The organism is Neobacillus pocheonensis (genome assembly GCF_050477905.1).
Taxonomy (GTDB): domain Bacteria; phylum Bacillota; class Bacilli; order Bacillales; family Cytobacillaceae; genus Neobacillus; species Neobacillus pocheonensis_A.
The window spans coordinates 1-21,709 of the sequence record NZ_JBCNAD010000069.1 but is presented as its reverse complement, the minus strand read 5'-3'; the positions used below and the strand labels follow the sequence as shown (position 1 = coordinate 21,709).

Annotated in this window: 20 protein-coding genes and 1 other annotated feature; of the genes, 2 read left to right on the top strand and 18 right to left on the bottom strand. The window is 38.0% G+C overall.

Annotation, left to right across the window (positions count from 1 at the left end; genetic code table 11):
* Nucleotides 1-57 precede the first annotated feature (57 nt).
* Both ABES02_RS27850 and ABES02_RS27845 read right to left on the bottom strand, forming a co-directional pair.
* The gene (locus ABES02_RS27850) at nucleotides 58-951 is read right to left on the bottom strand and encodes a deoxyribonuclease IV (RefSeq protein WP_430141061.1); all 894 of its coding nucleotides are present in this window, start codon (nucleotides 949-951) and stop codon (nucleotides 58-60) included.
* A gap of 22 nt (nucleotides 952-973) precedes the next feature.
* Nucleotides 974-2,290, bottom strand: a complete 1,317-nt coding sequence (locus ABES02_RS27845; RefSeq protein ID WP_430141059.1) for a DEAD/DEAH box helicase — start codon at nucleotides 2,288-2,290, stop codon at nucleotides 974-976.
* 265 nt (nucleotides 2,291-2,555) lie between these two features.
* Here ABES02_RS27845 and vrrA point away from each other — a divergent pair, with 265 nt between their 5' ends.
* The gene (gene vrrA, locus ABES02_RS27840; protein ID WP_430141058.1) at nucleotides 2,556-3,248 is read left to right on the top strand and encodes a VrrA/YqfQ family protein; all 693 of its coding nucleotides are present in this window, start codon (nucleotides 2,556-2,558) and stop codon (nucleotides 3,246-3,248) included.
* Nucleotides 3,249-3,569: 321 nt separating this feature from the next.
* Nucleotides 3,570-4,508 (top strand): 4-hydroxy-3-methylbut-2-enyl diphosphate reductase, encoded by a 939-nt coding sequence (locus ABES02_RS27835; RefSeq protein WP_430141057.1) that lies wholly within the window; start codon nucleotides 3,570-3,572, stop codon nucleotides 4,506-4,508.
* A gap of 475 nt (nucleotides 4,509-4,983) precedes the next feature.
* Here the strand turns inward: ABES02_RS27835 and ABES02_RS27830 are convergent, their stop codons facing one another.
* The 16 genes from ABES02_RS27830 to ABES02_RS27755 form a co-directional block, all read right to left on the bottom strand.
* Nucleotides 4,984-6,099: a Nif3-like dinuclear metal center hexameric protein gene (locus ABES02_RS27830; RefSeq protein ID WP_430141056.1), complete on the bottom strand. Its 1,116-nt coding sequence runs from the start codon at nucleotides 6,097-6,099 to the stop codon at nucleotides 4,984-4,986.
* Nucleotides 6,086-6,805 (bottom strand): tRNA (adenine(22)-N(1))-methyltransferase, encoded by a 720-nt coding sequence (locus tag ABES02_RS27825; RefSeq protein WP_430141055.1) that lies wholly within the window; start codon nucleotides 6,803-6,805, stop codon nucleotides 6,086-6,088. Before ABES02_RS27825 ends, ABES02_RS27830 begins: the two co-directional genes overlap by 14 nt.
* Before the next feature lie 89 nt (nucleotides 6,806-6,894).
* On the bottom strand, nucleotides 6,895-7,263 hold the full coding sequence (gene cccA, locus ABES02_RS27820) for a cytochrome c550 (protein ID WP_430141054.1): 369 nt from the start codon (nucleotides 7,261-7,263) through the stop codon (nucleotides 6,895-6,897).
* 192 nt (nucleotides 7,264-7,455) lie between these two features.
* Nucleotides 7,456-8,595 (bottom strand): acyl-CoA dehydrogenase family protein, encoded by a 1,140-nt coding sequence (locus ABES02_RS27815; RefSeq protein ID WP_430141053.1) that lies wholly within the window; start codon nucleotides 8,593-8,595, stop codon nucleotides 7,456-7,458.
* A 355-nt stretch (nucleotides 8,596-8,950) separates the two neighbouring features.
* Complete coding sequence (rpoD, locus tag ABES02_RS27810; RefSeq protein WP_430141052.1) at nucleotides 8,951-10,081, bottom strand: RNA polymerase sigma factor RpoD; 1,131 nt, start codon at nucleotides 10,079-10,081, stop codon at nucleotides 8,951-8,953.
* A gap of 42 nt (nucleotides 10,082-10,123) precedes the next feature.
* Entirely contained in the window at nucleotides 10,124-11,932 is a 1,809-nt protein-coding gene (dnaG, locus tag ABES02_RS27805; protein WP_430141051.1) for a DNA primase, read from the bottom strand.
* Nucleotides 11,933-12,517: 585 nt separating this feature from the next.
* Nucleotides 12,518-13,327 (bottom strand): pyruvate, water dikinase regulatory protein, encoded by an 810-nt coding sequence (locus ABES02_RS27800; RefSeq protein WP_430141049.1) that lies wholly within the window; start codon nucleotides 13,325-13,327, stop codon nucleotides 12,518-12,520.
* A 21-nt stretch (nucleotides 13,328-13,348) separates the two neighbouring features.
* Nucleotides 13,349-13,981 carry a helix-turn-helix transcriptional regulator gene (locus ABES02_RS27795; RefSeq protein WP_430141047.1) on the bottom strand — a complete coding sequence of 211 codons (633 nt, stop codon included), beginning with the start codon at nucleotides 13,979-13,981 and terminating at the stop codon, nucleotides 13,349-13,351.
* A 64-nt stretch (nucleotides 13,982-14,045) separates the two neighbouring features.
* The gene (locus ABES02_RS27790; RefSeq protein ID WP_430141046.1) at nucleotides 14,046-15,428 is read right to left on the bottom strand and encodes a glycine--tRNA ligase; all 1,383 of its coding nucleotides are present in this window, start codon (nucleotides 15,426-15,428) and stop codon (nucleotides 14,046-14,048) included.
* Nucleotides 15,429-15,490: 62 nt separating this feature from the next.
* Nucleotides 15,491-15,678 (bottom strand) — a binding site (T-box leader).
* A gap of 51 nt (nucleotides 15,679-15,729) precedes the next feature.
* Nucleotides 15,730-16,482, bottom strand: a complete 753-nt coding sequence (gene recO / locus ABES02_RS27785) for a DNA repair protein RecO (RefSeq protein ID WP_430141045.1) — start codon at nucleotides 16,480-16,482, stop codon at nucleotides 15,730-15,732.
* 34 nt (nucleotides 16,483-16,516) lie between these two features.
* Complete coding sequence (locus ABES02_RS27780) at nucleotides 16,517-16,660, bottom strand: YqzL family protein (protein ID WP_430141044.1); 144 nt, start codon at nucleotides 16,658-16,660, stop codon at nucleotides 16,517-16,519.
* Between the two features lie 159 nt (nucleotides 16,661-16,819).
* Nucleotides 16,820-17,743 carry a GTPase Era gene (era, locus tag ABES02_RS27775; RefSeq protein ID WP_430141043.1) on the bottom strand — a complete coding sequence of 308 codons (924 nt, stop codon included), beginning with the start codon at nucleotides 17,741-17,743 and terminating at the stop codon, nucleotides 16,820-16,822.
* The gene (locus tag ABES02_RS27770) at nucleotides 17,733-18,134 is read right to left on the bottom strand and encodes a cytidine deaminase (protein ID WP_430141042.1); all 402 of its coding nucleotides are present in this window, start codon (nucleotides 18,132-18,134) and stop codon (nucleotides 17,733-17,735) included. Before ABES02_RS27770 ends, era begins: the two co-directional genes overlap by 11 nt.
* 169 nt (nucleotides 18,135-18,303) lie before the next feature.
* Nucleotides 18,304-18,702 (bottom strand): diacylglycerol kinase family protein, encoded by a 399-nt coding sequence (locus tag ABES02_RS27765; RefSeq protein WP_430141041.1) that lies wholly within the window; start codon nucleotides 18,700-18,702, stop codon nucleotides 18,304-18,306.
* A complete protein-coding gene (gene ybeY, locus ABES02_RS27760) occupies nucleotides 18,680-19,150 on the bottom strand; it encodes an rRNA maturation RNase YbeY (protein WP_430141040.1) in 471 nt (156 codons plus the stop codon). Before ybeY ends, ABES02_RS27765 begins: the two co-directional genes overlap by 23 nt.
* A complete protein-coding gene (locus ABES02_RS27755) occupies nucleotides 19,147-21,318 on the bottom strand; it encodes an HD family phosphohydrolase (RefSeq protein ID WP_430141039.1) in 2,172 nt (723 codons plus the stop codon). The genes ybeY and ABES02_RS27755 overlap by 4 nt, the downstream gene beginning before the upstream one ends.
* Nucleotides 21,319-21,709: the final 391 nt, after the last annotated feature.

Sequence of the window (21,709 nt, the reverse complement as noted above, 5' to 3'; positions counted from 1 at the left end):
CGAATTTGTCGACAGTCTGAGCTGTGCTCAGTGAGCACAGCTTATTTTTTGTGTAGATTATGATTGCAGGATTTTATCCAAAAGTTCTTCATCGAACTGTTGCTCACGAAGCATCGCGATTTCAAATTTATATGGTGCCTTTTTGTTGTTTTTATCTTCACCGACAAAAGGTGTTTCTAAAATCTTGGGAACATCCATCAACTGTGGATGATTCACAATATAATTAAGGGCTTTAAATCCAATATGACCAAAACCAATATTTTCGTGGCGGTCCTTTCTCATCCCTACTGCATTTTTGCTATCATTAATATGAAGAACCTTTAATTTTTCAATTCCAATAATTTTGTCAAACTCATTCAATACTCCATCAAAATCTTCGACAATATTATATCCGGCATCATGTGTATGGCATGTATCAAAACATACCGACAATTTATCACTATAGTTAACGCCGTCCATGATCATCGCAATTTCCTCGAACGATTTCCCGCATTCTGAACCTTTACCAGCCATCGTTTCCAAGGCAATTTGCAGCTGCTCTTTACCTGTCAATACTTCATTCAAACCTTCGATAATCTTTTTAATTCCTGCCTCTGTACCTTCACCAACGTGCGCTCCTGGATGAAGAACAATTTGCTTGGCGCCAATGGCCTCTGTCCGCTCAATTTCCGAACGAAGAAAGCGAACACCAAGTTCAAATGTATCCGGATTAGTCGTATTGCCAATATTGATGATATAGGGAGCATGGACAACAATTTCTGAAATCCCATTTGCCTCCATATGCCTTCTTCCCGCCTCAATATTTAAATCTTCAATCTTCTTCCTTCTGGTATTTTGGGGAGCACCAGTGTATATCATAAATGTATTTGCCCCATAGGAAACTGCCTCTTCACTTGCAGCAAGCAACATATCCTTCCCGCTCATCGAAACGTGTGACCCTATTTTCAACATCGAGTTCCTCTCCATTTCCTTGTTATTTCTTTTTCTGATTTAATCTTCTCTGGCGCTTCTTGATTTTATCCATTTCCCATTGCATTTTCTTTTTATAGCCTGGCTTCACTTTTTGCGGTTTTTTCACGATTGATTTGGCTAGTTTATTAGCATCATCTTCTTGCCTAACCCTAGTTTTCCGTTTATTTCTTTCATCTGCTTCCACAAATCCGTCTTTTTTCAGATCAACATTTTTAAACTGAATGCCCATTTTTTCTAACCGGTTTAAAACATCCTCATCAGATAACTCATAGATTGTCAAGGCAACTCCTGTATTTCCTGCTCTTGCCGTTCTTCCGACCCGGTGAATGTAAAAGTCTAAATCTGAAGGCAATTCATAGTTGATGACATGACTGATCCCCTCGATGTCAATCCCTCTTGAAGCAAGATCCGTTGCTACAATATATTGAAATTCCAAATCCTGAATCTGTTTCATCATCTTTTTTCGTTCACGCGGGTTTAAATCCCCATGGACCCGACCTACTTTTAACCCTTTTTCATTTAAAAATCTGGCTACTTCTTCCGCCATTTTTTTTGTATTTGTAAAGACAATCGCTAAATAGGGATTGTATGCCAGCAAAGCGTCATAAACGAGCTGCTTTTTATTTCGATGCCTTGAAGGTAAAAGACAGTGCTCCAAATTATGTGCCGCTTTTTGTTTTGCTTCTATTTGGATGTTTTTTGGATTTTCCATGTATTTTTTTAGGAAAGGCTTTAATTTTTCCGGAATGGTTGCTGAGAATACAAACATTTGCAGGTTTTCTGGCATTTTTGCCGCCACTCGATCTAAATCCTCAATAAATCCCATATCTAACATCATATCCGCTTCGTCCACAACGAGGATACTCGCCGTATGGACAAAAAGAGCTTTGTCGGAAATAAGGTCATTGATTCTTCCAGGAGTTCCCACAACTATATGCGGCTGTACCTTTAATTTTTCTATAGTTCGTTGCTTGTCCGTTCCACCGATGTAACATCTCGTCATAATGGATTGCCCTGGATTACAATGCTCTGTAATTTTTAAAATTTGATGATAGATTTGTGAAGCCAGCTCCCTAGTTGGGGCTGTAATGACCGCCTGTACCTCTTGACGCTCTGGATTGATTTGTTCAAGTATCGGCAGGACAAAAGCTAAAGTCTTCCCAGTTCCAGTCTGTGATTGCCCAATGGCACTTTCCCCTTTTAATACTAATGGAATCATCCGCTCTTGTATTTCTGTTGGTTCGTAAAAACCAAAATGGTTAATAGCTTCTATAATAAAAGGTTGAAACTTAAAACGATCAAAACGATTTTCTTTCATGTAATTGCTCCTTATATAAAATAATCTTATGACTATGGAGATGTTTTCTTAACGATGCAAATCATTCCACTTTAATATCCATCATGCAATTATATTAAAGATTATTGCAAAACTCCAGTTATCTTTTCTTTTAGTATCATTTTTTACCTATTTACGACTTTTAAACAATCAAATTTAGTCGTTGTCCTGAGCATTATACCTAAACCAATTTAGGATTGTTGCATATTTTAATTCATAAGGACTGAAACAGAAAGGAGGCTTATATATGCAGCCAAGACCAGGATTCCCCATGCAGGGTGGAATGCCCCCACAAATGATGAGGCCCGGTTCGTTCGGTGGCGGAGGTCAGATGATGGGTGCTGGACCGTTTGGTGGCGGAGGTCAGATGATGGGTGCTGGACCATTTGGTGGAAGGAGCCCTATGATGGGAGCATCTGCAAATCCCTTTGGTGGAAGAAATCCAATGATGGGCAGACCACAAATGAATAGAGGCGGCGGTGGAGGCTTACTTTCGAGAATTCTCGGAGGTGGGAATCAAGCGCGAGGTATGATGGGAATGCAAGGAGCAGGGCGTGCTGCTTCAGGAGGCGGCGGTGGTTTGCTTCAATCCTTAAGTAACCCTGGAGGGCTAACAAGCTTGCTTAACAACACTCAACAGGTATTGAAGACCGCACAATCCATAGGTCCAATGGTTCAACAATATGGACCATTGGTAAAAAATCTTCCTGCTATGTGGAAGTTATACAGAGGTTTAAAAAATGCTTCTAATAGTCAGGAAGAATCAACCGATAAAAAAGAAGCAACCACTGAAGCTGTCATGGAAGAGTCCTCTAATCAGGAATCTAATGAAATTAGCACTTCCAAAAAGAAAACGGGACAAAAAAAGACTCAGCAAACAAGTTCGCAAACTAAGCGACCGCAACAAAAAGGGACTTCTGTTCCAAGAATGTATATATAGTCAGAGAATGCTGGCAACAGCATTCTTTTTAATTTTTGCTATGTTAAAGGGTAAATGTTTATTATATAACTCTGTTGATTGGAGCGGAAGGCACGAAGACTCCTGCGGGAGTACGGGGCAGGGGAGACCCCGCAGGAGCGAAGCGACGAGGATGCTCGCCGTACCGCCCGCGGAAAGCGAAGTGCCTGAAGCAGAAATCAACAGACATGTATAAAAGTGCCTTATTTTTCACAAAAATTGTATCTTTGTATTATATCTATTAGTTTTATATAATAATTACATAGTCTATTAATTCACAGTCTTTTAGGAGGACTTCTATATATGCAAATAATTAAAATTTCACCGCGCGGATACTGTTATGGTGTAGTAGATGCCATGGTTATAGCACGAAATGCCGCATTAGATAAAACACTGCCTCGTCCAATCTACATTTTAGGGATGATCGTTCATAATAAACATGTTACCGATGCCTTCGAGGAAGAAGGCATTATCACACTTGACGGGAAAAACCGTAAAGATATTTTACAAAAAGTAGATAAAGGGACTGTCATTTTTACAGCACACGGAATCTCTCCTGAAGTGCGTGAGCTTGCAAAAAAGAAAGGTCTAGTTACAATTGATGCAACCTGTCCTGATGTAACAAAAACACATGATTTAATTGAAGAAAAAACAAGACAGGGTTATCAAGTAATTTATATTGGTAAAAAAGGGCATCCTGAGCCTGAAGGCGCAGTTGGCGTAGCTCCAGGACAAGTCCATCTCGTTGAGTCTCCTAGCGATGTAGAGGCATTAAATATAAACAGCGATAAACTAATCGTGACGAACCAAACAACAATGAGCCAGTGGGATGTTGCTGATACCATGAAAAAGGTTCAGGAGAAATATCCACATGCTGAAGCCCATAAAGAAATTTGTCTTGCCACTCAAGTCCGGCAAGAAGCGGTTGCGGGGCAAGCAACCCAAGCAGATGTAACTATTGTTGTTGGAGATCCAAAAAGTAATAATTCGAATCGATTGGCACAGGTTTCTGAAGAAATCGCTGGAACAAAAGCTTATCGTATCGCCGATATAACTGAGTTAGAGATAGACTGGATAAAAGATGCCAAAAACGTTGCCGTAACGTCTGGGGCCTCTACTCCAACTCCGATCACCAAGGAGGTCATTTCCTTCCTTGAACAATTTGACCCTAACAATAAAGCTACTTGGGAACGCCGAAGAAATGTACCATTGAATAAAATTTTGCCTAAAGTTAAAAAGTAATGTCAAAAAATTGGTCAGAACTGCGAAATGATTAAAAACACACGAAATTTCGTGTGTTTTTTTATTGGTTTTTGGGCGATGAAATGCCCTGCATTTACCGTAGGTGCTCGTTTTTTAGCTTTTGGGTAAATGAATCGCTCTTGCATTTACCGTGAGTGCTCGTTTTTTAGCTTTTGGGTAAATCAAATGCCCTTGCATTTACCGTGAGTGCTCGTTTTTTAGCTTTTGGGTAAATCAAATGCCCTTCTCTTCTAGAAGATCACTCCTAAGTTACCCTATTCCTCTTCTCTTCCCTATTTCGGTCACGTAGACCCTTTCTATGTTACCCTATTCCTCTTCTCTTCCCTGTTTCGGTCACGTAGACCTTTTCTACGTTACCCTATTCCTCTTCTTATCCCTGTTTCGGTCACGTAGACCTTTTTTCATCTCATTTTCGGCAGCCAATTGCCTTGATTTTAAAATTTCAATTTAAATCTTAAATAAATTGAAACGGATCTGTATTTAATTCCGAAGGGAAAATTTCGACTTCATAGCCAGATTCTTGGCATAAGTTCTTCAATGTAGCTGTAAGACCCTTTTTCATAATTTTTTCAACATTGTGTCCTGGGTCGATCATATTCAATCCCATCATCATTGCATCATGTGCCGTATGATAATAAATATCACCCGTCACATACACATCTGCACCCTTAAATTTGGCATGACTGAAATATTTATTTCCATCCCCGCCTAGGACTGCAACCTTCTTAATCTTAGAACTTAAATCACCGACGACTCGAACCTTCTCTACCTCAAGGGAAGCTTTAACCCTTTCTGCAAACTCACCTAGAGTCATTTCAGCAACCTTGCCAATTCTTCCAAGCCCAAGAACCTCTCCTTTGTTGTCCAATGGATACACATCATAGGCAACTTCTTCATATGGATGGGCCTTAATCATGGCGGTAATGGTCTTCTTTAGAAGCGGTTCGGGAACAATCGTCTCAATTCTGATTTCATCTACAGCTTCCAACTCACCAGATTTGCCGATATAGGGGTTGGTATCATCACCCGGCATAAATCGGCCCGTACCACTTGCTGAAAAAGAACAATGGCTATAGTTCCCGATAAATCCTGCTCCTGCTTCACCTAGTACTTCTCTAATTGCATCAGCATGGCTGACTGGGACAAAGACCACTAATTTCTTTAGCTTAGTATCATAGGTAGGAACCAGCACTTCGGGATCCTCCAAGCCAAGTGCTGCTGCCAGCAAATCATTTACCCCGCCTTTAGCAACATCCAAATTGGTATGCGCAGCATAAACAGCAATATCATGCTTCAATAATTTCTCTATCATTCGGCCTTGGACCGTATCAGTAAGAACATTTTTTAAAGGACGGAAAATTGGCGGATGATGGGCGATAATAAGCTGAACATTTTTTCCAATGGCTTCATCAATGACATTTTCCAACACATCAAGAGCAATCATTACTCGTTCTATCTTTTTGTTTAAACGACCAATTTGCAGGCCAATTTTGTCGCCTTCCATGGCAAGGCCTTTGGGTGAAAACCGCTCAAACAGCTGGATTATTTCATGTCCGTTAGGATTTTTCATCTTGCAATACCTCCTCAACCATCTGAAGTTTTGATAAAAGGTCTTGCTTTTTTTCCATAGTTTCCTGTGTTTGAACAGCACTTTCCAGCTGATCAAAAATCCGTTTCCAATTTCTCTTTTCAGCGGTCCATTTTTTCTTAAATGCTTCGTTTTGATTTTCGATGAGAAATGGTCCAAATAATAGCCCCATCTCCCTCTTCGAATGATATGGCTTATAAGGTTCGCCCTGTTCAGCAACTAGAACTTCATAAATCTTCCCGTCTTCCTCAAGAATTTCCTCAGCAATTAGCCGCCAATGATTTTCTAAAAACCACTTTCTAATTGAAATCGCACTAATATTGGGTTGAAGGACTAGTCTTCTTACTTCATCTAGTTTCTCTTTCCCATTATCTAAAATACTTGTTATTAAGGCACCGCCCATCCCTGCAATGGTAATGCAATCAACCTCTCCTTGCTGAACTACCTCTAGTCCATTCCCCCTCCGGACGTCGATTACATCCGATAAGCCTTCCGATAAAACATTCTTTTTCGCGGATTGATATGGCCCTTCCACTACTTCACCTGCAATTGCAAATCGAACACCTTGGTTTTTAGCTAAAAAACAAGGCAAATAAGCATGATCCGAACCAATATCAGCCATACTGGCTCCCTTAGGTACATATTTAGCAACCGCCGCTAAACGAGCTGATAATTTATCTGTATTCAAAAAAACCACCACTTTTTATATGTATGTATTTCCTTTAGTATATAAAAAAGTCCTTTACAGATGCAAAGGACTTTTTATATGTTGCTTGATTACTTAATCTTAGATACCCAATCCGCCATAGCAGCAGCTTGCTCTTCTGGAACTAGGCCAGCCGGCATGTTTCCCTTACCTTTTGTAATGAAAGTCTTGATTTCATCCTTTGAAAATTTGCTGCCAACACCTTTTAATGATGGCCCTACAACCCCTTGATACTGGTCGCCGTGGCATCCTATACAAGTTTGTTTATAAATGTCTTCTGGATTGGAGGCAGCCACTTCTGTTTTCTCATTTCCGCCGCCTTCGCCCTTATCCTTTGCGACCTCTTTCATATCACCAAGGCCTTTGAAAGACAATAGAAACATTAGTCCGATACCAAAAACCATGATGATGATAAAAGGAATAACCGGATTTTTCTTCAAGATAATAACCTCCCTTATGTACGAATACCTTGTAAATAATAAAATGTCTACAAACAACTTTTATTTTACTTGAAAATGAACAGAAGGAAAAGCCCTAAACTTATTTTATCACTATAATCTTTGTAAAAATATAAAAGAGGCTAACAAAAAGCTTTTTTGTCCCGCCTCTTTTTATATTCCCCTATTTAATTATTAACAACCAATTAATCTTGAAATAACCATTCTTTGTACTTCAGAGGTTCCTTCCCCAATTTCAAGCAATTTGGCATCACGCATCATTCGCTCAACTTGGTATTCTTTCATATAGCCATAACCGCCATGAATTTGAACGGCCTGGTTAGTAACCTCCATACAAATTTCCGAGGCATATAACTTACACATAGCTGCTTCTTTGGAAAAAGGTCTTCCTTGATCTTTTAACCAGGCAGCCTTGTAAACCATATTTCGTGCTAATTCAATTTTCATGGCCATATCTGCCAACTTAAATTGAATGGCTTGGAAGGAAGAAATAGATTTACCAAACTGCTTTCTTTCCTTGGCATAGGCAAGAGCCTTTTCATAAGCTCCCTGAGCTATCCCTACAGCCATTGCTCCTATCCCAATCCTTCCACCATCTAAAGTAATTAAAAATTGCTTAAAACCTTCACCACGTTTACCTAAAAGGTTTTCGACAGGAACCCTGACATCCTCAAGTACTAGTTCTGTGGTGTTTGATGCATTCAGGCCCATTTTCTCATAGTTATCAATTACTGAAAAGCCTAATGTATTTGTCGGAACGATAATAGCACTAATCTCTTTTTTTCCGTTTGATTCACCCGTGATTGCCGTTAAGGCTAAATGGTTTGCATAGCTTGCATTGGTGATAAAGCATTTATTACCGTTAATAATAAATTCACTATTTTCCTCTTTAGCGTAGGTTCTAGTCCCTCCCGCATCTGAGCCAGCGTTCGGTTCTGTTAAACCAAAAGCCCCAAATGACTCACCTGTACATATAGGTGTCAAATATTTTTGTTTTTGCTCATCGGTACCAAATAAATTGAGCGGTGCCCCACCTAAGGAAATGTGCGCAGAATAGGTAATTCCGGTTGAAGCACAGACCCTGCTTAACTCTTCCGTAACAATGGCAAAGCTAATCGTGTCGGCTCCCCCACCGCCGTATTGTTCAGGGAACGGAAGTCCCATAATTCCCATATCAGCTAATTTTTTAAAGACCTCTTTAGGAAATTGCTTATTTCGATCGCGTTCTATCGCACCAGGTGCTACTTCCTCATCCGCAAACTGGCGAATCATTCGTTTTATCATTTCTTGTTCAGAAGTTAAATCAAAATTCATTTTCATCCCCCTAAAACAACTTTTGTATACGCTTTCTTTATTATTATACGGGGATTTCTTTAAATTTCTCAACATTTAAAAATTTTAAAAAATATATTATTATCCAAATATAATGAATCAGTAAAGCTGACTTTTTAAAAAAACGGGGGTTATTTACACTATTTTAAACATCAATAACAAACTAATCTCTTTTTCGCTAAAACAAAATCAAACATTTCCCAACAATTATTGATAATGTCCATTTGCAAAATGAGAGACAATTCAGTAAAATAAAACACAGAAAGTGCTTACATTTCCTTTTATCCAAAAAAATAGTTTACTTCCATTAAGAAGTAAACTATTTTAAAAGTATATTTTATTCTAAAAAGTCCTTTAACCGTTTGCTCCGGCTTGGATGACGCAATTTTCTTAACGCTTTTGCTTCAATTTGACGGATACGCTCACGAGTTACACCAAAAACTTTGCCAACCTCTTCAAGAGTCCGTGTACGGCCATCATCAAGTCCAAAGCGTAGACGGAGAACATTTTCTTCTCGATCTGTTAAAGTATCAAGAACATCTTCGAGCTGCTCTTTTAATAGCTCATAGGCAGCATGTTCTGACGGTGAAGTTGCATCCTGATCCTCAATAAAATCACCAAGGTGGGAATCATCTTCTTCCCCAATTGGTGTTTCCAAGGAGACAGGCTCTTGGGCAATTTTTAAAATTTCCCTTACCTTATCAGGAGTTAAATCCATATCTTCACCAATTTCTTCTGGAGTTGGTTCGCGGCCAAGATCCTGAAGTAACTGACGTTGCACTCGAATAAGCTTATTAATCGTTTCAACCATGTGTACAGGAATACGGATTGTTCTTGCTTGGTCGGCAATCGCTCGAGTAATTGCTTGACGAATCCACCAAGTGGCATAGGTACTAAATTTAAATCCTTTTCGATAATCGAATTTCTCAACTGCCTTAATAAGTCCCATGTTACCTTCTTGAATTAGATCCAAAAATAGCATTCCGCGTCCCACATAGCGTTTGGCTATACTTACAACAAGTCGAAGGTTAGCTTCAGCTAGACGACGCTTTGCTTCTTCATCGCCTTCTTCAATGCGGTGAGCTAGCTTTATTTCCTCTTCTGCAGAAAGCAGGTCAACACGGCCAATTTCTTTCAAGTACATGCGAACTGGATCATTAATCTTCACTCCCGGAGGAACGCTTAGATCATTTAGATCAAATTCTTCATCATCTTCTTTGGATAATTTTTTAATGTCTGGGTCTTCCTCGTCACTTTCACCGACTAATTCAATCCCCTGATCACCGAGAAATTCTATAAATTCATCCATTTGATCAGATTCTACTTCGAAATTCCCAAGTTTTTCGGCTATATCATCATAGGCCAGGACGCCGACTTTTTTGCCCATTTCTGTTAACTGATCCTTAACTTGTTCTAAGGTCAATTCATTCTCGGCCTCTTTTGAACGGGCTGATTTTTCAGCTGCCATAAAGGGGTCCCTCCTTCCAGAATCAAAGAAACATAATAAAATCTATAGCGATTTACGCAATTGGTTAATTTCAATTGCAATGACCGCCGCTTTGCTAAAATCACTTTGTTTTTCAGCTTCTTTTAGTTCTAACTCTTTTTCTTTTATTTTTAACAACTTTTGATAATTCAACACCTGTTTGATATAATCAGTTAATTCTTGATTGCTTAACTCATCATTAATGGACATCATTTCAATGGTAGCAACCAGTCTTCTAAGATTATCATCCTGGATATAAGTTAAAAATGCACTTGAATCAGGTTCTAAATGATTTTCATAAAATGCTAACAGATAAGTTATTATTGCCTGATGTTCATCGATATTAAACGTGTTATCCTGTAATAATTCCTGAACTTTGTAAGCAACATCACGATCTTTTAGCATGTGCGCTAAGAGACGCCTTTCTGCAGTGTAATAAGCAGGCTTTAATTCATTCACTGGCCTCTTTATTACGAGTGGTTTATGATTTATTTGGTTTTTCCCTGCAGACTTTCTTTTTTCTTGAAAGAAAATCTGCTTTTGCTGTTCCCTGAGGGCATCTAACGAGAGCGAAAATTCAGCTGCAAGCTGTCGTAAGTAGTGATCCCTTTCGACCGCATTTGTTAATTTGCTAATTTCTTTAATAATTTCTTCGATATAGGCAAGCCTATCTCCTTCAAGCTGAAGATTTTTTCCCCTTCGAAAATAAAGAAATTTAAAAGCCATCCATGTTAAGCCAGCACCGATAACTTCTTTGCGGAATTTTTCCGGACCATATTTTTTTATATATTCATCTGGATCCATGCCATCAGGCATCATGGCTATTTTTATTTGAAAACCCGAATCGTTAAGGTGATTACCTGCACGGTAGGCAGCTTCAATTCCGGGATTATCGGAATCATAACAGATGGTTACGGATTGGATACTTTGCCTCAAAAGGACAATATGGTCATCTGTTAAGGATGTACCCATTGTAGCGATGCCATTTTCCACTCCAGACCGATCTGCACTAATTACATCAGCAAAGCCTTCGAATAGAACAGCTTGTTGCGTTTTTTTTAAACTTGGCTTTGCATGGTGATAATTGTATAAAATTTTGCTTTTATTAAAGATTGCTGTTTCAGGGCTATTTAAATATTTTGGCTCATCTGGCCCCAGTGATCTTCCAGAAAAAGCAATCGGATTTCCATTGCGATCAAAGATTGGAAACATAATCCGATCTCTAAATCGATCAAAATATGTCCCGTCCCGTTCACGTTTAATAATCAATCCGGCTCTTTCCATCCATTCAGGTTGAAAATCCCTTTTTGAAAGGAATTTCGTAACAAAATCCCATGAATTTAAGGAATAGCCAATTTGAAACTTATCAATCGATTCTCGGGTAAATCCCCTGCCCAACAAATACTCTAAGGCATGCTGACCTTCCTTTGTATTTACCAGCAAGTGATGATAGAATTTAGCTAACAGTTCATGGGCATCAAGCATTGTCTGCAAATCTTTTGATACTTTACTTTCGCCTCGTGCTGCTGCTAAATTAATATCCAGTTCGATATTTCCCTTGGCCGCTAACTTTATGGCAGCTTCTTGGAATGAAATTCCTTCAAGCTCCATTAAAAAAGAAAAAACATTTCCCCCAGCACCACATCCAAAGCAATGGAAAATTTGTTTGTCGGGTGATACTGAAAATGAAGGTGTGCTTTCTCCATGGAAAGGGCATAATCCGAAGTAATTTCGACCTTGTTTTTTCAGTTGTACATAATCGCTGATGATTTCAACTATATCAACTGTCTGACGAATTTGATCTATTTTTTCTTCGGCAATACGGTCCGCCATGCAAACAACCTCATTTGTTCATACATAAATTCTACGTTGACTGACTAAATTCCTGCAAATTTCGACAAAATTTTCGTTAATTCCATCATAAATTTTGCAAGATCATCTGGATGAAAGGTATTGGCCTTTTAGCTTCCTTTCCTAAATCACCATATTTTTATGGTGCGTATGTAATCTTAAAATTTACATGATGATCATAGGGAAGCAACAAATAGAACTTGTGCAGGAAATTTAGTTGCAATTTCGACAATCTCCTCTTTTACCGGGCAGGAATCTGCATCAACTAAAACAGTAGGAATGCCTTTTATATTAGTATTAATTCTACATCATTCTGCATAATCCTTCTTTAGCTTTTAATTTTATAAAAAAGGATTTATGTCGAATTTTTTCAGGGACTTTCACAGGGGCCCCACTTGACATCTAACAATAAATAGTTTATTCGTTCACATGCAAGTCTAAACCTAAAAAGATATATTTTTATCACAATTTTTTATTATAGTACATTTATTATCATTTTGCCATAACTTTTTTTATTAAATTTCGATTTCTTATAATAAAGAAAACACATAATCTCTTGACTATGTGTTAGGGTCTGCCTTTTTGAATATAATTTAAAATAATATTAGCCGTTTCTTCCACTGCTTTATTGGTAACATCAATCACAGGACAATTGATTTTTTTCATGACCTTGTCAAAGAATATTAGTTCATCCTTAATCCGATCTATATTAGCGTAACTTGCCTTATCATTTAAACCTAAAGAAATTAATCGCTCACGTCTAATATTGTTTAATTTTTCAGGGCTAATTTTTAAACCAAAGCATTTTTCGACAGGCACCTTGTAGAGTTCATCTGGAGGATCTACTTCTGGTACAAGTGGGACATTGGCCACTTTTAATCGTTTATGCGCTAAGTATTGAGATAAAGGAGTTTTAGAGGTCCTAGATACACCAATTAAAACAATATCGGCTTTTAGGATTCCTCTTGGATCTCTTCCATCATCATATTTTACAGCAAATTCAATAGCTTCTACCTTTTTAAAATAATCCTCATCAAGCTTCCTGACAAGACCTGGTTCACATAGTGGGGTCTTTCCACTAAAGATTTGAATTTTGTCCATGATAGAGCCAATTAAATCAACAGCTAAAATTCCTTCCGCCTCGGCTCTTTCTTTTATATATGTACGCATATCTGGTTTGACAAGGGTAAACGCAACCATTCCTTTATCAAGCGATACAAGCGAAAGCACCTCATCGATATGTTCTTTGTCTTCTACATATGGGAACCTTTTTAGCGTTATTCCAGACCCATTAAACTGGCTTATTGCCGCTTTCGTTACTAATTCTGCTGTTTCTCCAACGGAATCTGATACAACATAAATGATTGGCAAACTCATTCTTTCAAACAACTCCTCTATTTATTCATCACCTAATGTAACGAAGGCCTTTGTAATATTTGTTTTTGTAATCCTTCCGATTACTTCAAAACCCTTTTCGGATTGTCGTACAACCGGTAAGGCATCAATCTGTTTTTCGATTAATTTTTTAGCAATATCGATTAAAAGATCTTCACGTTCGCACATGGTAATATTCGGCATTCTTGTCATGATGATATTAACAGGGATTGTGGTAAGCTCCTGCTTTCCAATGCTTGCGCGCAGCAAATCCTTTCTCGATAAAACCCCTACCAGTGTCGAGTTTTGGTCAACAACAAATAATGTCCCCACATCCTCAAGAAACATGGTGCAAATAGCATCATAGACGGAAACATTTTCGCTGACCACAACTGGAATGGACTGATAATCCTTTACGTGAATTTTTTGTAGATTTTCGGTTAACAACTGTGCTCCAGATTTTCCAGTATAAAAATAACCCACACGGGGTCTTGCATCCAAGAAGCCTGCCATTGTCAAAATGGCAAGATCCGGTCTTAATGTTGCTCTTGTTAAGCTTAATTGGTCTGCAATATGCTCCCCTGTAATCGGCCCTTTTTCCTTTACAATCTGCAGGATATGTTCCTGGCGTTTTGTCAGTTCGATTGTCCTCACCACCTAAACCTTATATAACTGATTATACATAAAAGGTGCGGCATACCGCACCTTTTACTCCATTCATTTAAAATACCATTTTTTCTTGTAAAAAGCTTACTAACTCCGCAATCGAAATCCGTGTTTGCTCCATGGTGTCACGATCCCGGACTGTGACCATTTGATCTTCTTTGGAATCAAAGTCATAAGTAATACAGAATGGTGTACCAATTTCATCATGACGGCGATAACGTTTACCAATGGATCCTGCTTCATCGTAATCGACTGGAAAATGCTTTGATAAGGCAGCAAAAACCTCTTTAGCCTCATCTGATAATTTTTTCGATAACGGTAATACCGCTGCCTTAAACGGCGCTAAAGCTGGGTGAAAATGCATGACAGTTCTTGTTGTTCCATCCTCTAACTGTTCTTCATCATAAGCGTCGATTAAGAAAGCTAACGTCACACGGTCAGCACCTAAAGATGGCTCAATACAGAACGGAATATATCTCTCATTCGTTTCAGGGTCGATATAGTTGAAGTCTTCGCCTGAAAATTCCATATGCTGCTTCAAGTCATAGTCAGTTCTGGACGCTACACCCCATAATTCTCCCCAGCCAAATGGGAATTTAAATTCAAAATCTGTTGTAGCATTACTGTAATGAGAAAGTTCATCCTCAGAATGATCGCGAAGTCTTAAGTTTTCAGTGTTTAAGCCTAAAGAAAGCAGCCATTCTTCAGCAAATTGCTTCCAATAATCAAACCATTTTAATTCTTCACCTGGCTTACAGAAAAACTCAAGTTCCATTTGTTCGAATTCTCTTGTACGGAAGGTAAAATTCCCTGGCGTAATTTCATTACGGAAGCTTTTACCGATTTGGGCGATACCAAATGGAAGCTTCTTTCTCATCGTCCGCTGCACATTCTTAAAGTTAACAAAAATACCTTGAGCCGTCTCCGGTCTTAAGAAAATTTCATTCGTGCTTGACTCCGTCACACCCTGGAAGGTTTTAAACATTAAGTTGAATTGGCGGATTCCTGTAAAGTCATGACTGCCGCAGTCTGGACAAGCAATGTTATGTTCTTTTACCAAATCCTCCATTTTTGTAAATGGTAAACCGTCTACAACCATTTCGATGCCTTTTTCTTCAAGAGCGTTTTCAATTAATTTATCGGCTCGATGACGAGCTTTACAATTTTTACAATCAATCATTGGATCATTAAAGTTACCGATATGTCCAGAAGCTTCCCAAGTTCGGGGATTCATCAAAATACTAGCGTCTAATCCAACATTGTATGGAGACTCTTGAACAAACTTTTTCCACCATGCTTGTTTGATATTATTTTTAAATTCAACGCCTAATGGGCCATAATCCCAAGTATTTGCAAGACCGCCGTAAATTTCTGAGCCCGGAAAAATAAATCCTCTGTGCTTGGCGTGCGAAACAATTTGCTCCATGGTTACTTTCATTTTAAATACTCCTTTAATCGTTTTTTGTTCAAATAAAAAACTCCCGACCCTATGCCTAATAGCATAGGGACGAGAGTTACCCGCGGTTCCACCCTATTTGCTGCTATAAAAGCAGCCTCCTTAAATTCGTGTTCATAAAACACAAGATTGCTCAGGAACTCCTTCATTAGTGCCCTATACCCTAGCTTCCACTATCCTAGGTTCGCTTTTATAGAGTGGACTAAGTACTCTTTTCCGTCAAAGCAATTATTAATTTTAATGAAAATATTAACTAAAAGTAGAAAAAATGTCAACATGGTAACTATAATAAGTTACGAAATTGGGCCATAGAATTTAGAAATTTCTTCGACTTTAATTGCAGACCCGAATATTCTTCATAATAAGCCGTAATAGCATTCTTTAATTCAGTTTTCGTTTCTTCTTTAACGGAAATATTTCCTAACCTTGAAAGATCAAAATAATAGAATAAGCGTAATAATTTCACTGCAGCTGGTGATAATTTTAAATGGTATGGATCTTTTCCCAAGCATCTATGGCAAATAAATCCGCCTTCCCGAATGGAAAAAGAAAAATGCCCGTCTGTATTGCCGCAAACGGAACATTGATTTAACACTGGATACAACCCCATCACATTTAACATTTTCATCTCATAAATATTCATAAGAATATCCGGGTCATAGCCTTCATTCATGTAATTGAGAGTTTGAAATAACAATTCAAAATGAAAAGGATTAGGCTTTTTTTCCTCTGTGCATTTATCGGTTAATTCGACAATATAACTGGCATAAGCCGTTAAGAAAATATCTTCCCCGATGGACCGCATGGAGGAGATCATTTCACCCTGCTGCATGCTGCCTAACCCAGAACCTTTTTGAATTAAAAAATAACCATGAGTAAAAAGTTGGGTAATAGAGGAAAGACGGCTATTCGGCTTCTTCGCACCTCTAGCCATAACACCAACCTTTCCCCATTCCCTGGTATATATTGTTACAATTTTATTAGTTTCACCATAATCTGTTGTTCTAATGACGATGCCTTCACACTTTTGAAGCATAATTGTCACCTTCTAAAGAGCGCGAAAGACTTGCTTATGAAACGGGAAAATCAATTTGTGCTAGCTCTTCATCAAGATTACCGGGTATTTCTTGGTTTTCCTTCTCAAGCTCTTTAAAGAGAAGATATGTGTCAATATTCCCTGTCTGAGAAAATAATCTCCACGTAAAATCCATCATCGAAAACCCCACCTTTCGTTATTTAGACTAGCTATTGTTCAATCCCAAACCTTACAATTATCATAGCCTGCCTGCGCAAAAATCATAAGACGAAAAATTTGTTAATGTTGTCCATGCATAATCTTGTCAATAGGATAATATTTTAGTTAGGGTAATTTATTAGTATTCATCTTCATTAAAGCCATAATCACGAAGCTGGGACATCTTGTTGCGCCAGTCTTTTTGGACTTTCACCCAAAGCTCTAAAAATACCTTTGACCCTAGAAGATTCTCAATATCTACGCGGGCCCTTTTTCCAATTTCTTTTAACATGCTGCCTTTTTTGCCTATAATAATGCCTTTTTGTGAGTCTCTCTCCACAATGACCGTTGCCATGACATGAATAATCTCTTTGCCCTCTTGACGCTCCATTTTATCTAATACAACAGCTAAAGAGTGTGGAATTTCTTCTCTAGTCAGGTGAAGTGCTTTTTCCCTTATCAGCTCGGTAATGATGAATCGTTCTGGATGATCTGTCACTTGATCAGCTGGATAATATTGCGGTCCTTCCGGTAAAAAGGACTTAATTTGTGTAAGCAAACGCTCCACATTATTACCTTCAAGTGCTGATATCGGCACTATCTCTTCAAAGTTATATTTTTCACTATACGATTCAATAATCGGTAATAAATCATCAGGGTGAATTTGATCGATTTTATTAATTACAAGAAAGATTGGTGTGTTTACAGTTTGAAATTTTTCAAGGATAAATTCTTCACCACGGCCAAATCCCTCTTCGGCATTTACCATAAAAAGAATTAAATCAACTTCTTTTAACGTATTTTGTGCAACCTTCATCATAAAATCGCCCAATTTATGTTTAGGTTTATGAATACCAGGTGTATCAATGAAAATCATTTGGGAATCAGAAAGTGAAAGGACTCCTTGAATCTTGTTTCTTGTGGTCTGTGGCTTATCACTCATAATGGCAATTTTTTGACCAATCACACGATTGAGAAATGTTGATTTTCCAACATTTGGTCTGCCAATAATTGAAATGAATCCTGATTTATAGCCTTTATTTGTCGTCATATTATTTTGCATGTAAATCCTCCGGTGAAAAAGCGCCAGGCAATAATTCCTCGACAGTTGTTTCTTGAATATCGCCTTTTAAATTTGTTAAGATCACTTTCATATTTTGTGGACATAATTCAGAAATCACTTGCCTGCAGGCCCCGCATGGAGAACAAGGCCGCTCTGTATCGGCAATAACAGCCAGAAGTTGAAAATCACGATCTCCCTCTGAAAGCGCTTTAAAAAGGGCAGTTCGCTCTGCACAGTTACACATGCTATAGGCAGCATTTTCTATATTACAGCCATGATATACTTTTCCATCTGTTGTTAATAATGCTGCTCCTACGCCAAACTTGGAATAAGGAACATAAGCTTTTTCTCTTGCTTTTTTTGCTTCTTCAATTAGTTGAACGGTGTTCACTATTTCTTCTTCCCTTCCAGCATTAACCTGCTGTTTCTTTATTTTAACTCAAAAATCAGAGAAAATCATTAGTTGTAAAAAAAAAGTAATAAAAAAATTTTAAAAAGTTAGAATTTTCTCATAAATCGGTTTGTCTACCTATTTCAGGTGTTAAATCATTTTAACGAAATCAATATCCATTTTCAAATATGCCTAAAATATAGGGTAAAAAGATTACTACTCCAATTACAACAGAAAGAATAGCATACACAAAAACAGCTCCCGCCGCCAAATCTTTTGCTTGCTTTGCAAGTGGATGGTATTCTAATGTAGCTAAATCTACAACACGCTCAATTGCGGAATTTATTAGTTCAAGGGCAAACATGCCGCCAATTGTAAATATAATAAGCAGCCACTCAATTCTTGAAATAGAAAAAGAATAGGACGCAAGTAATACAATAATCGAGCTTACAGCATGGAACCGCATATTTCTCTCAGTTCTAAGTGCTGTAATGATTCCAGCGATGGCAAATGTAAATGAACGCAAGAAAGGAAATCGTTTTTTATTATCTTGTGAGTCCATAATCATTTAAAATATCCTTTTGCAAAGTAAACATTTCCTTTTCATCTTCCTCTGTCATATGATCGTAACCTAAAAGATGTAAAAAGCCATGGACAGCTAAAAATCCTAACTCACGCAAAAAGGGGTGCCCATATTCTTCCGCTTGCTCCTTAGCTTTTGGTACAGAGATGATGATATCCCCTAAAACACGTGGCATATCAGCCCCGACAAGTTCAACTTCACCTTCACCTAGTTCCTCCATGGCAAAGGAGATGACGTCCGTTGGAGAGTCCTTTTCCCGATATTCCCGATTTATCTCCTGGATTCGCTCATTTGAAACATAGGTTACAGATACTTCACTATGTTCTTCGATATTCTGTTTATTGGCCGCAAAATTTATTAGTCTTTCTATTTCTAGCAACTGCTCATCTGTTAATTCGTTCGTTTCATCAATACTGTCAATTAGTAATGTCATGCTTGCTTCACCTTCTTATTGATTTCTGGATATTCAATCCTGGAATGAAAAATTCCTTTTAATGTTTCACACAAGGTGTGTGAGACAGTTTCAATTTCTTTCATCGTAATATCACATTCGTTTAACTGGCCATCCTGCAGGCGATCGGCAACAATTTTCTTTACCAACGATTCAATCAATTCTGGTGTAGGCTGTGATAAAGAACGGACAGCCGCCTCTACACTATCAGCAATACCTACAACCGCTGACTCTTTTGTCTGTGCCTTAGGGCCTGGATATCGGAATTCCTCTTCCTTTATCTCTTCACCATTTTGATTCGCCTTATGATAAAAAAATTTAAGCAGAGTTGTACCATGATGCTGTTCGGCAATATCTATAATTTCCTTAGGCATATGGTATTTCTTCAAAATATTAGAGCCATCTGTTACATGAGCAATAATAATATGCGCACTTTTATCCGGTGGAAGACGGTCATGAGGGTTATCATGATGCATTTGATTTTCAATAAAAAAGTTTGGCCTTTTGGTTTTACCAATATCATGATAATAACTTCCTACCCTTGCCAGCAATCCATTTGCACCAATGGCTTCACAAGCTGATTCTGCTAAATTAGCAACCATTACACTGTGATGATATGTACCTGGTGCTTCCATTAGTATCTTTCTTAGGAGCGGATGGTTCGGATTTGATAATTCAATTAGTCGCATGGTCGATAGGATTCCGAAGCTAGCTTCAAAGAAAGGGAGTAATCCAATCGTAAGAACAGCAGAACCGACCCCAGAAACAAGAGCTGTTATAAAATAATACCCATATTCAAGTCCGGAATATTGTCCGTTTGGCAAGTACATTAATGCCACTATGGTCAATAGATTGACAATGGCAGCGAATGAACCCGCTTGCAAAATTTTTGAACGTTGATTCTGATTACTCAAAAACAGAATACCCGCTAAACCACTAAATAAGACGTAAATTCCTACTGAAAAATTAAGCGAGCCAGTAACTCCTTCATTGAATAAGATGCTGCCGCATACCGCGAATATTATTGACATTAGAATGGCAAGCTTTTCATCAATTAATATCTTGATGAGCATCCCCCCCATAGCAGCAGGGAATAGATAGCCAATCCATGAATAATTAAATACTTGCAGCATACTAATGATTTTCATAATAAAGACCGATAGGATAAAAATCATCCCATACAACAATAAATACGTTTGCCTCTTTTCAGGTGAAAATTTCATTTGGTAAAAGTAATAATAAATTGCCGAAAGAATAATAGCAATCAGGACCATTAGCCCAATGAATGGTTTAAAAGATTTTTCATTATTGATTAAACCCACGAGCTTTAATTGTCGATAGATATCCTGATTAATCAATTCTCCTTCTTCCACAATAATTTGCCCTTGAAGAATTTTTACAGGCTCCACACTTTCTGCCGCCTGCTGACGTAGTTCTTCAGTAGCAACAGGATCATAAAACTCATTTTGAATAACCGCATATCTCCCAAGCTCAACGGCGGCTAGTTTTAAACTATCATTTAGAGTTGTATATTTTAATTCCTCTTCGACTCTTTTCTTCGCATTTTCTACGTCATCAGCAGAGATTCTTTTGGTCATTACATTATTAATCGCTGTAACAGTTAAATCCTTTGCGATTGACAGCTCATCATTGTTAGCTTGTACTAATGCCGAAAAAACCTGATCTGAAAGATCCTTTGTAACATTGGGCGTTAATTTCCCTTTTAATTTTGTTACTTTCTCTTCCACACTAGGCTCAGGAGTAGTTAGTTTCTCATCAGTGGTGGCATCATCCTGCTTCTTCATTTCCTCTTTTATTTCATCATTTACTTCAATTGCAGCTTGAAAAATAGAAGTAATCAAATCCACTCGATTTTGTGTATATTCCTTCTTTAAAGCATATACATCCTGAACTTGGTCAAGAGCATCATTACGCTTATTTTCTGTGCTCTTTTTATCCTCTACCGTTCCTGGGGAACGAATTGTTTTTTCGGCAACTGAAAATAAGCTTAAATCGACTTTTTCAGGTTTGACATTACTATACAAAGCGACATATAGAACGGCACCCAACACCAGAAAAAAAAGCACCCTAAAAAAAGTGATATCAAGCAACTTCCGTATCCGTATGAAATATTGCTGTAGTTTTTCCAACCAAATCCCTCCAACCACGGGCAATGAAAATTCCGATTCCAAATGAAGTTTTCCAACTGAATTTAGTTGAAAGTACACTTTATGTATAGCTCTTTTCGTAAACGTTGTTTATTTTGGAACTTAATAAAGGTAAATTACTAAGTTTCTAGGCAATTTTCGCAAATGTTCTTACGAAAAGATGCGACGAAGTATATAGTTATTCGTATTTCTAAACCTATACGGAAAACAACAATTTTTGCGAAAATTGCCTTATGTAAAATGATAACAGTTTTTCTTTGAAGTTTCATCCCATATTAAATGAAGAAGGTTTTAATAACAAGGCTCTGTTAAACTATTCTGTTGATTTCCGCTCCAGGCGCGAGCGGTTCGTGGGCGTGCTGGGGAGCCTCCT

What these genes read in the sequence shown, in the direction of transcription:
- era (WP_430141043.1), bottom strand. Translation starts at nt 17,743, where the DNA reads ATGCAAAATAATATGACGACAAATAAAGGCTATAAATCAGGATTCATT.
- dnaG (WP_430141051.1), bottom strand. Translation starts at nt 11,932, where the DNA reads ATGGCGGACCGTATTGCCGAAGAAAAAATAGATCAAATTCGTCAGACA.
- ABES02_RS27850 (WP_430141061.1), bottom strand. Translation starts at nt 951, where the DNA reads ATGTTGAAAATAGGGTCACACGTTTCGATGAGCGGGAAGGATATGTTG.
- ABES02_RS27815 (WP_430141053.1), bottom strand. Translation starts at nt 8,595, where the DNA reads ATGAATTTTGATTTAACTTCTGAACAAGAAATGATAAAACGAATGATT.
- ABES02_RS27800 (WP_430141049.1), bottom strand. Translation starts at nt 13,327, where the DNA reads ATGAGTTTGCCAATCATTTATGTTGTATCAGATTCCGTTGGAGAAACA.
- ABES02_RS27835 (WP_430141057.1), top strand. Translation starts at nt 3,570, where the DNA reads ATGCAAATAATTAAAATTTCACCGCGCGGATACTGTTATGGTGTAGTA.
- ABES02_RS27765 (WP_430141041.1), bottom strand. Translation starts at nt 18,702, where the DNA reads ATGATTATGGACTCACAAGATAATAAAAAACGATTTCCTTTCTTGCGT.
- rpoD (WP_430141052.1), bottom strand. Translation starts at nt 10,081, where the DNA reads ATGGCAGCTGAAAAATCAGCCCGTTCAAAAGAGGCCGAGAATGAATTG.
- vrrA (WP_430141058.1), top strand. Translation starts at nt 2,556, where the DNA reads ATGCAGCCAAGACCAGGATTCCCCATGCAGGGTGGAATGCCCCCACAA.
- ABES02_RS27780 (WP_430141044.1), bottom strand. Translation starts at nt 16,660, where the DNA reads ATGATGGATTTTACGTGGAGATTATTTTCTCAGACAGGGAATATTGAC.
- ABES02_RS27790 (WP_430141046.1), bottom strand. Translation starts at nt 15,428, where the DNA reads ATGAAAGTAACCATGGAGCAAATTGTTTCGCACGCCAAGCACAGAGGA.
- ybeY (WP_430141040.1), bottom strand. Translation starts at nt 19,150, where the DNA reads ATGACATTACTAATTGACAGTATTGATGAAACGAACGAATTAACAGAT.
- recO (WP_430141045.1), bottom strand. Translation starts at nt 16,482, where the DNA reads ATGCTTCAAAAGTGTGAAGGCATCGTCATTAGAACAACAGATTATGGT.
- ABES02_RS27845 (WP_430141059.1), bottom strand. Translation starts at nt 2,290, where the DNA reads ATGAAAGAAAATCGTTTTGATCGTTTTAAGTTTCAACCTTTTATTATA.
- ABES02_RS27830 (WP_430141056.1), bottom strand. Translation starts at nt 6,099, where the DNA reads ATGAAAAATCCTAACGGACATGAAATAATCCAGCTGTTTGAGCGGTTT.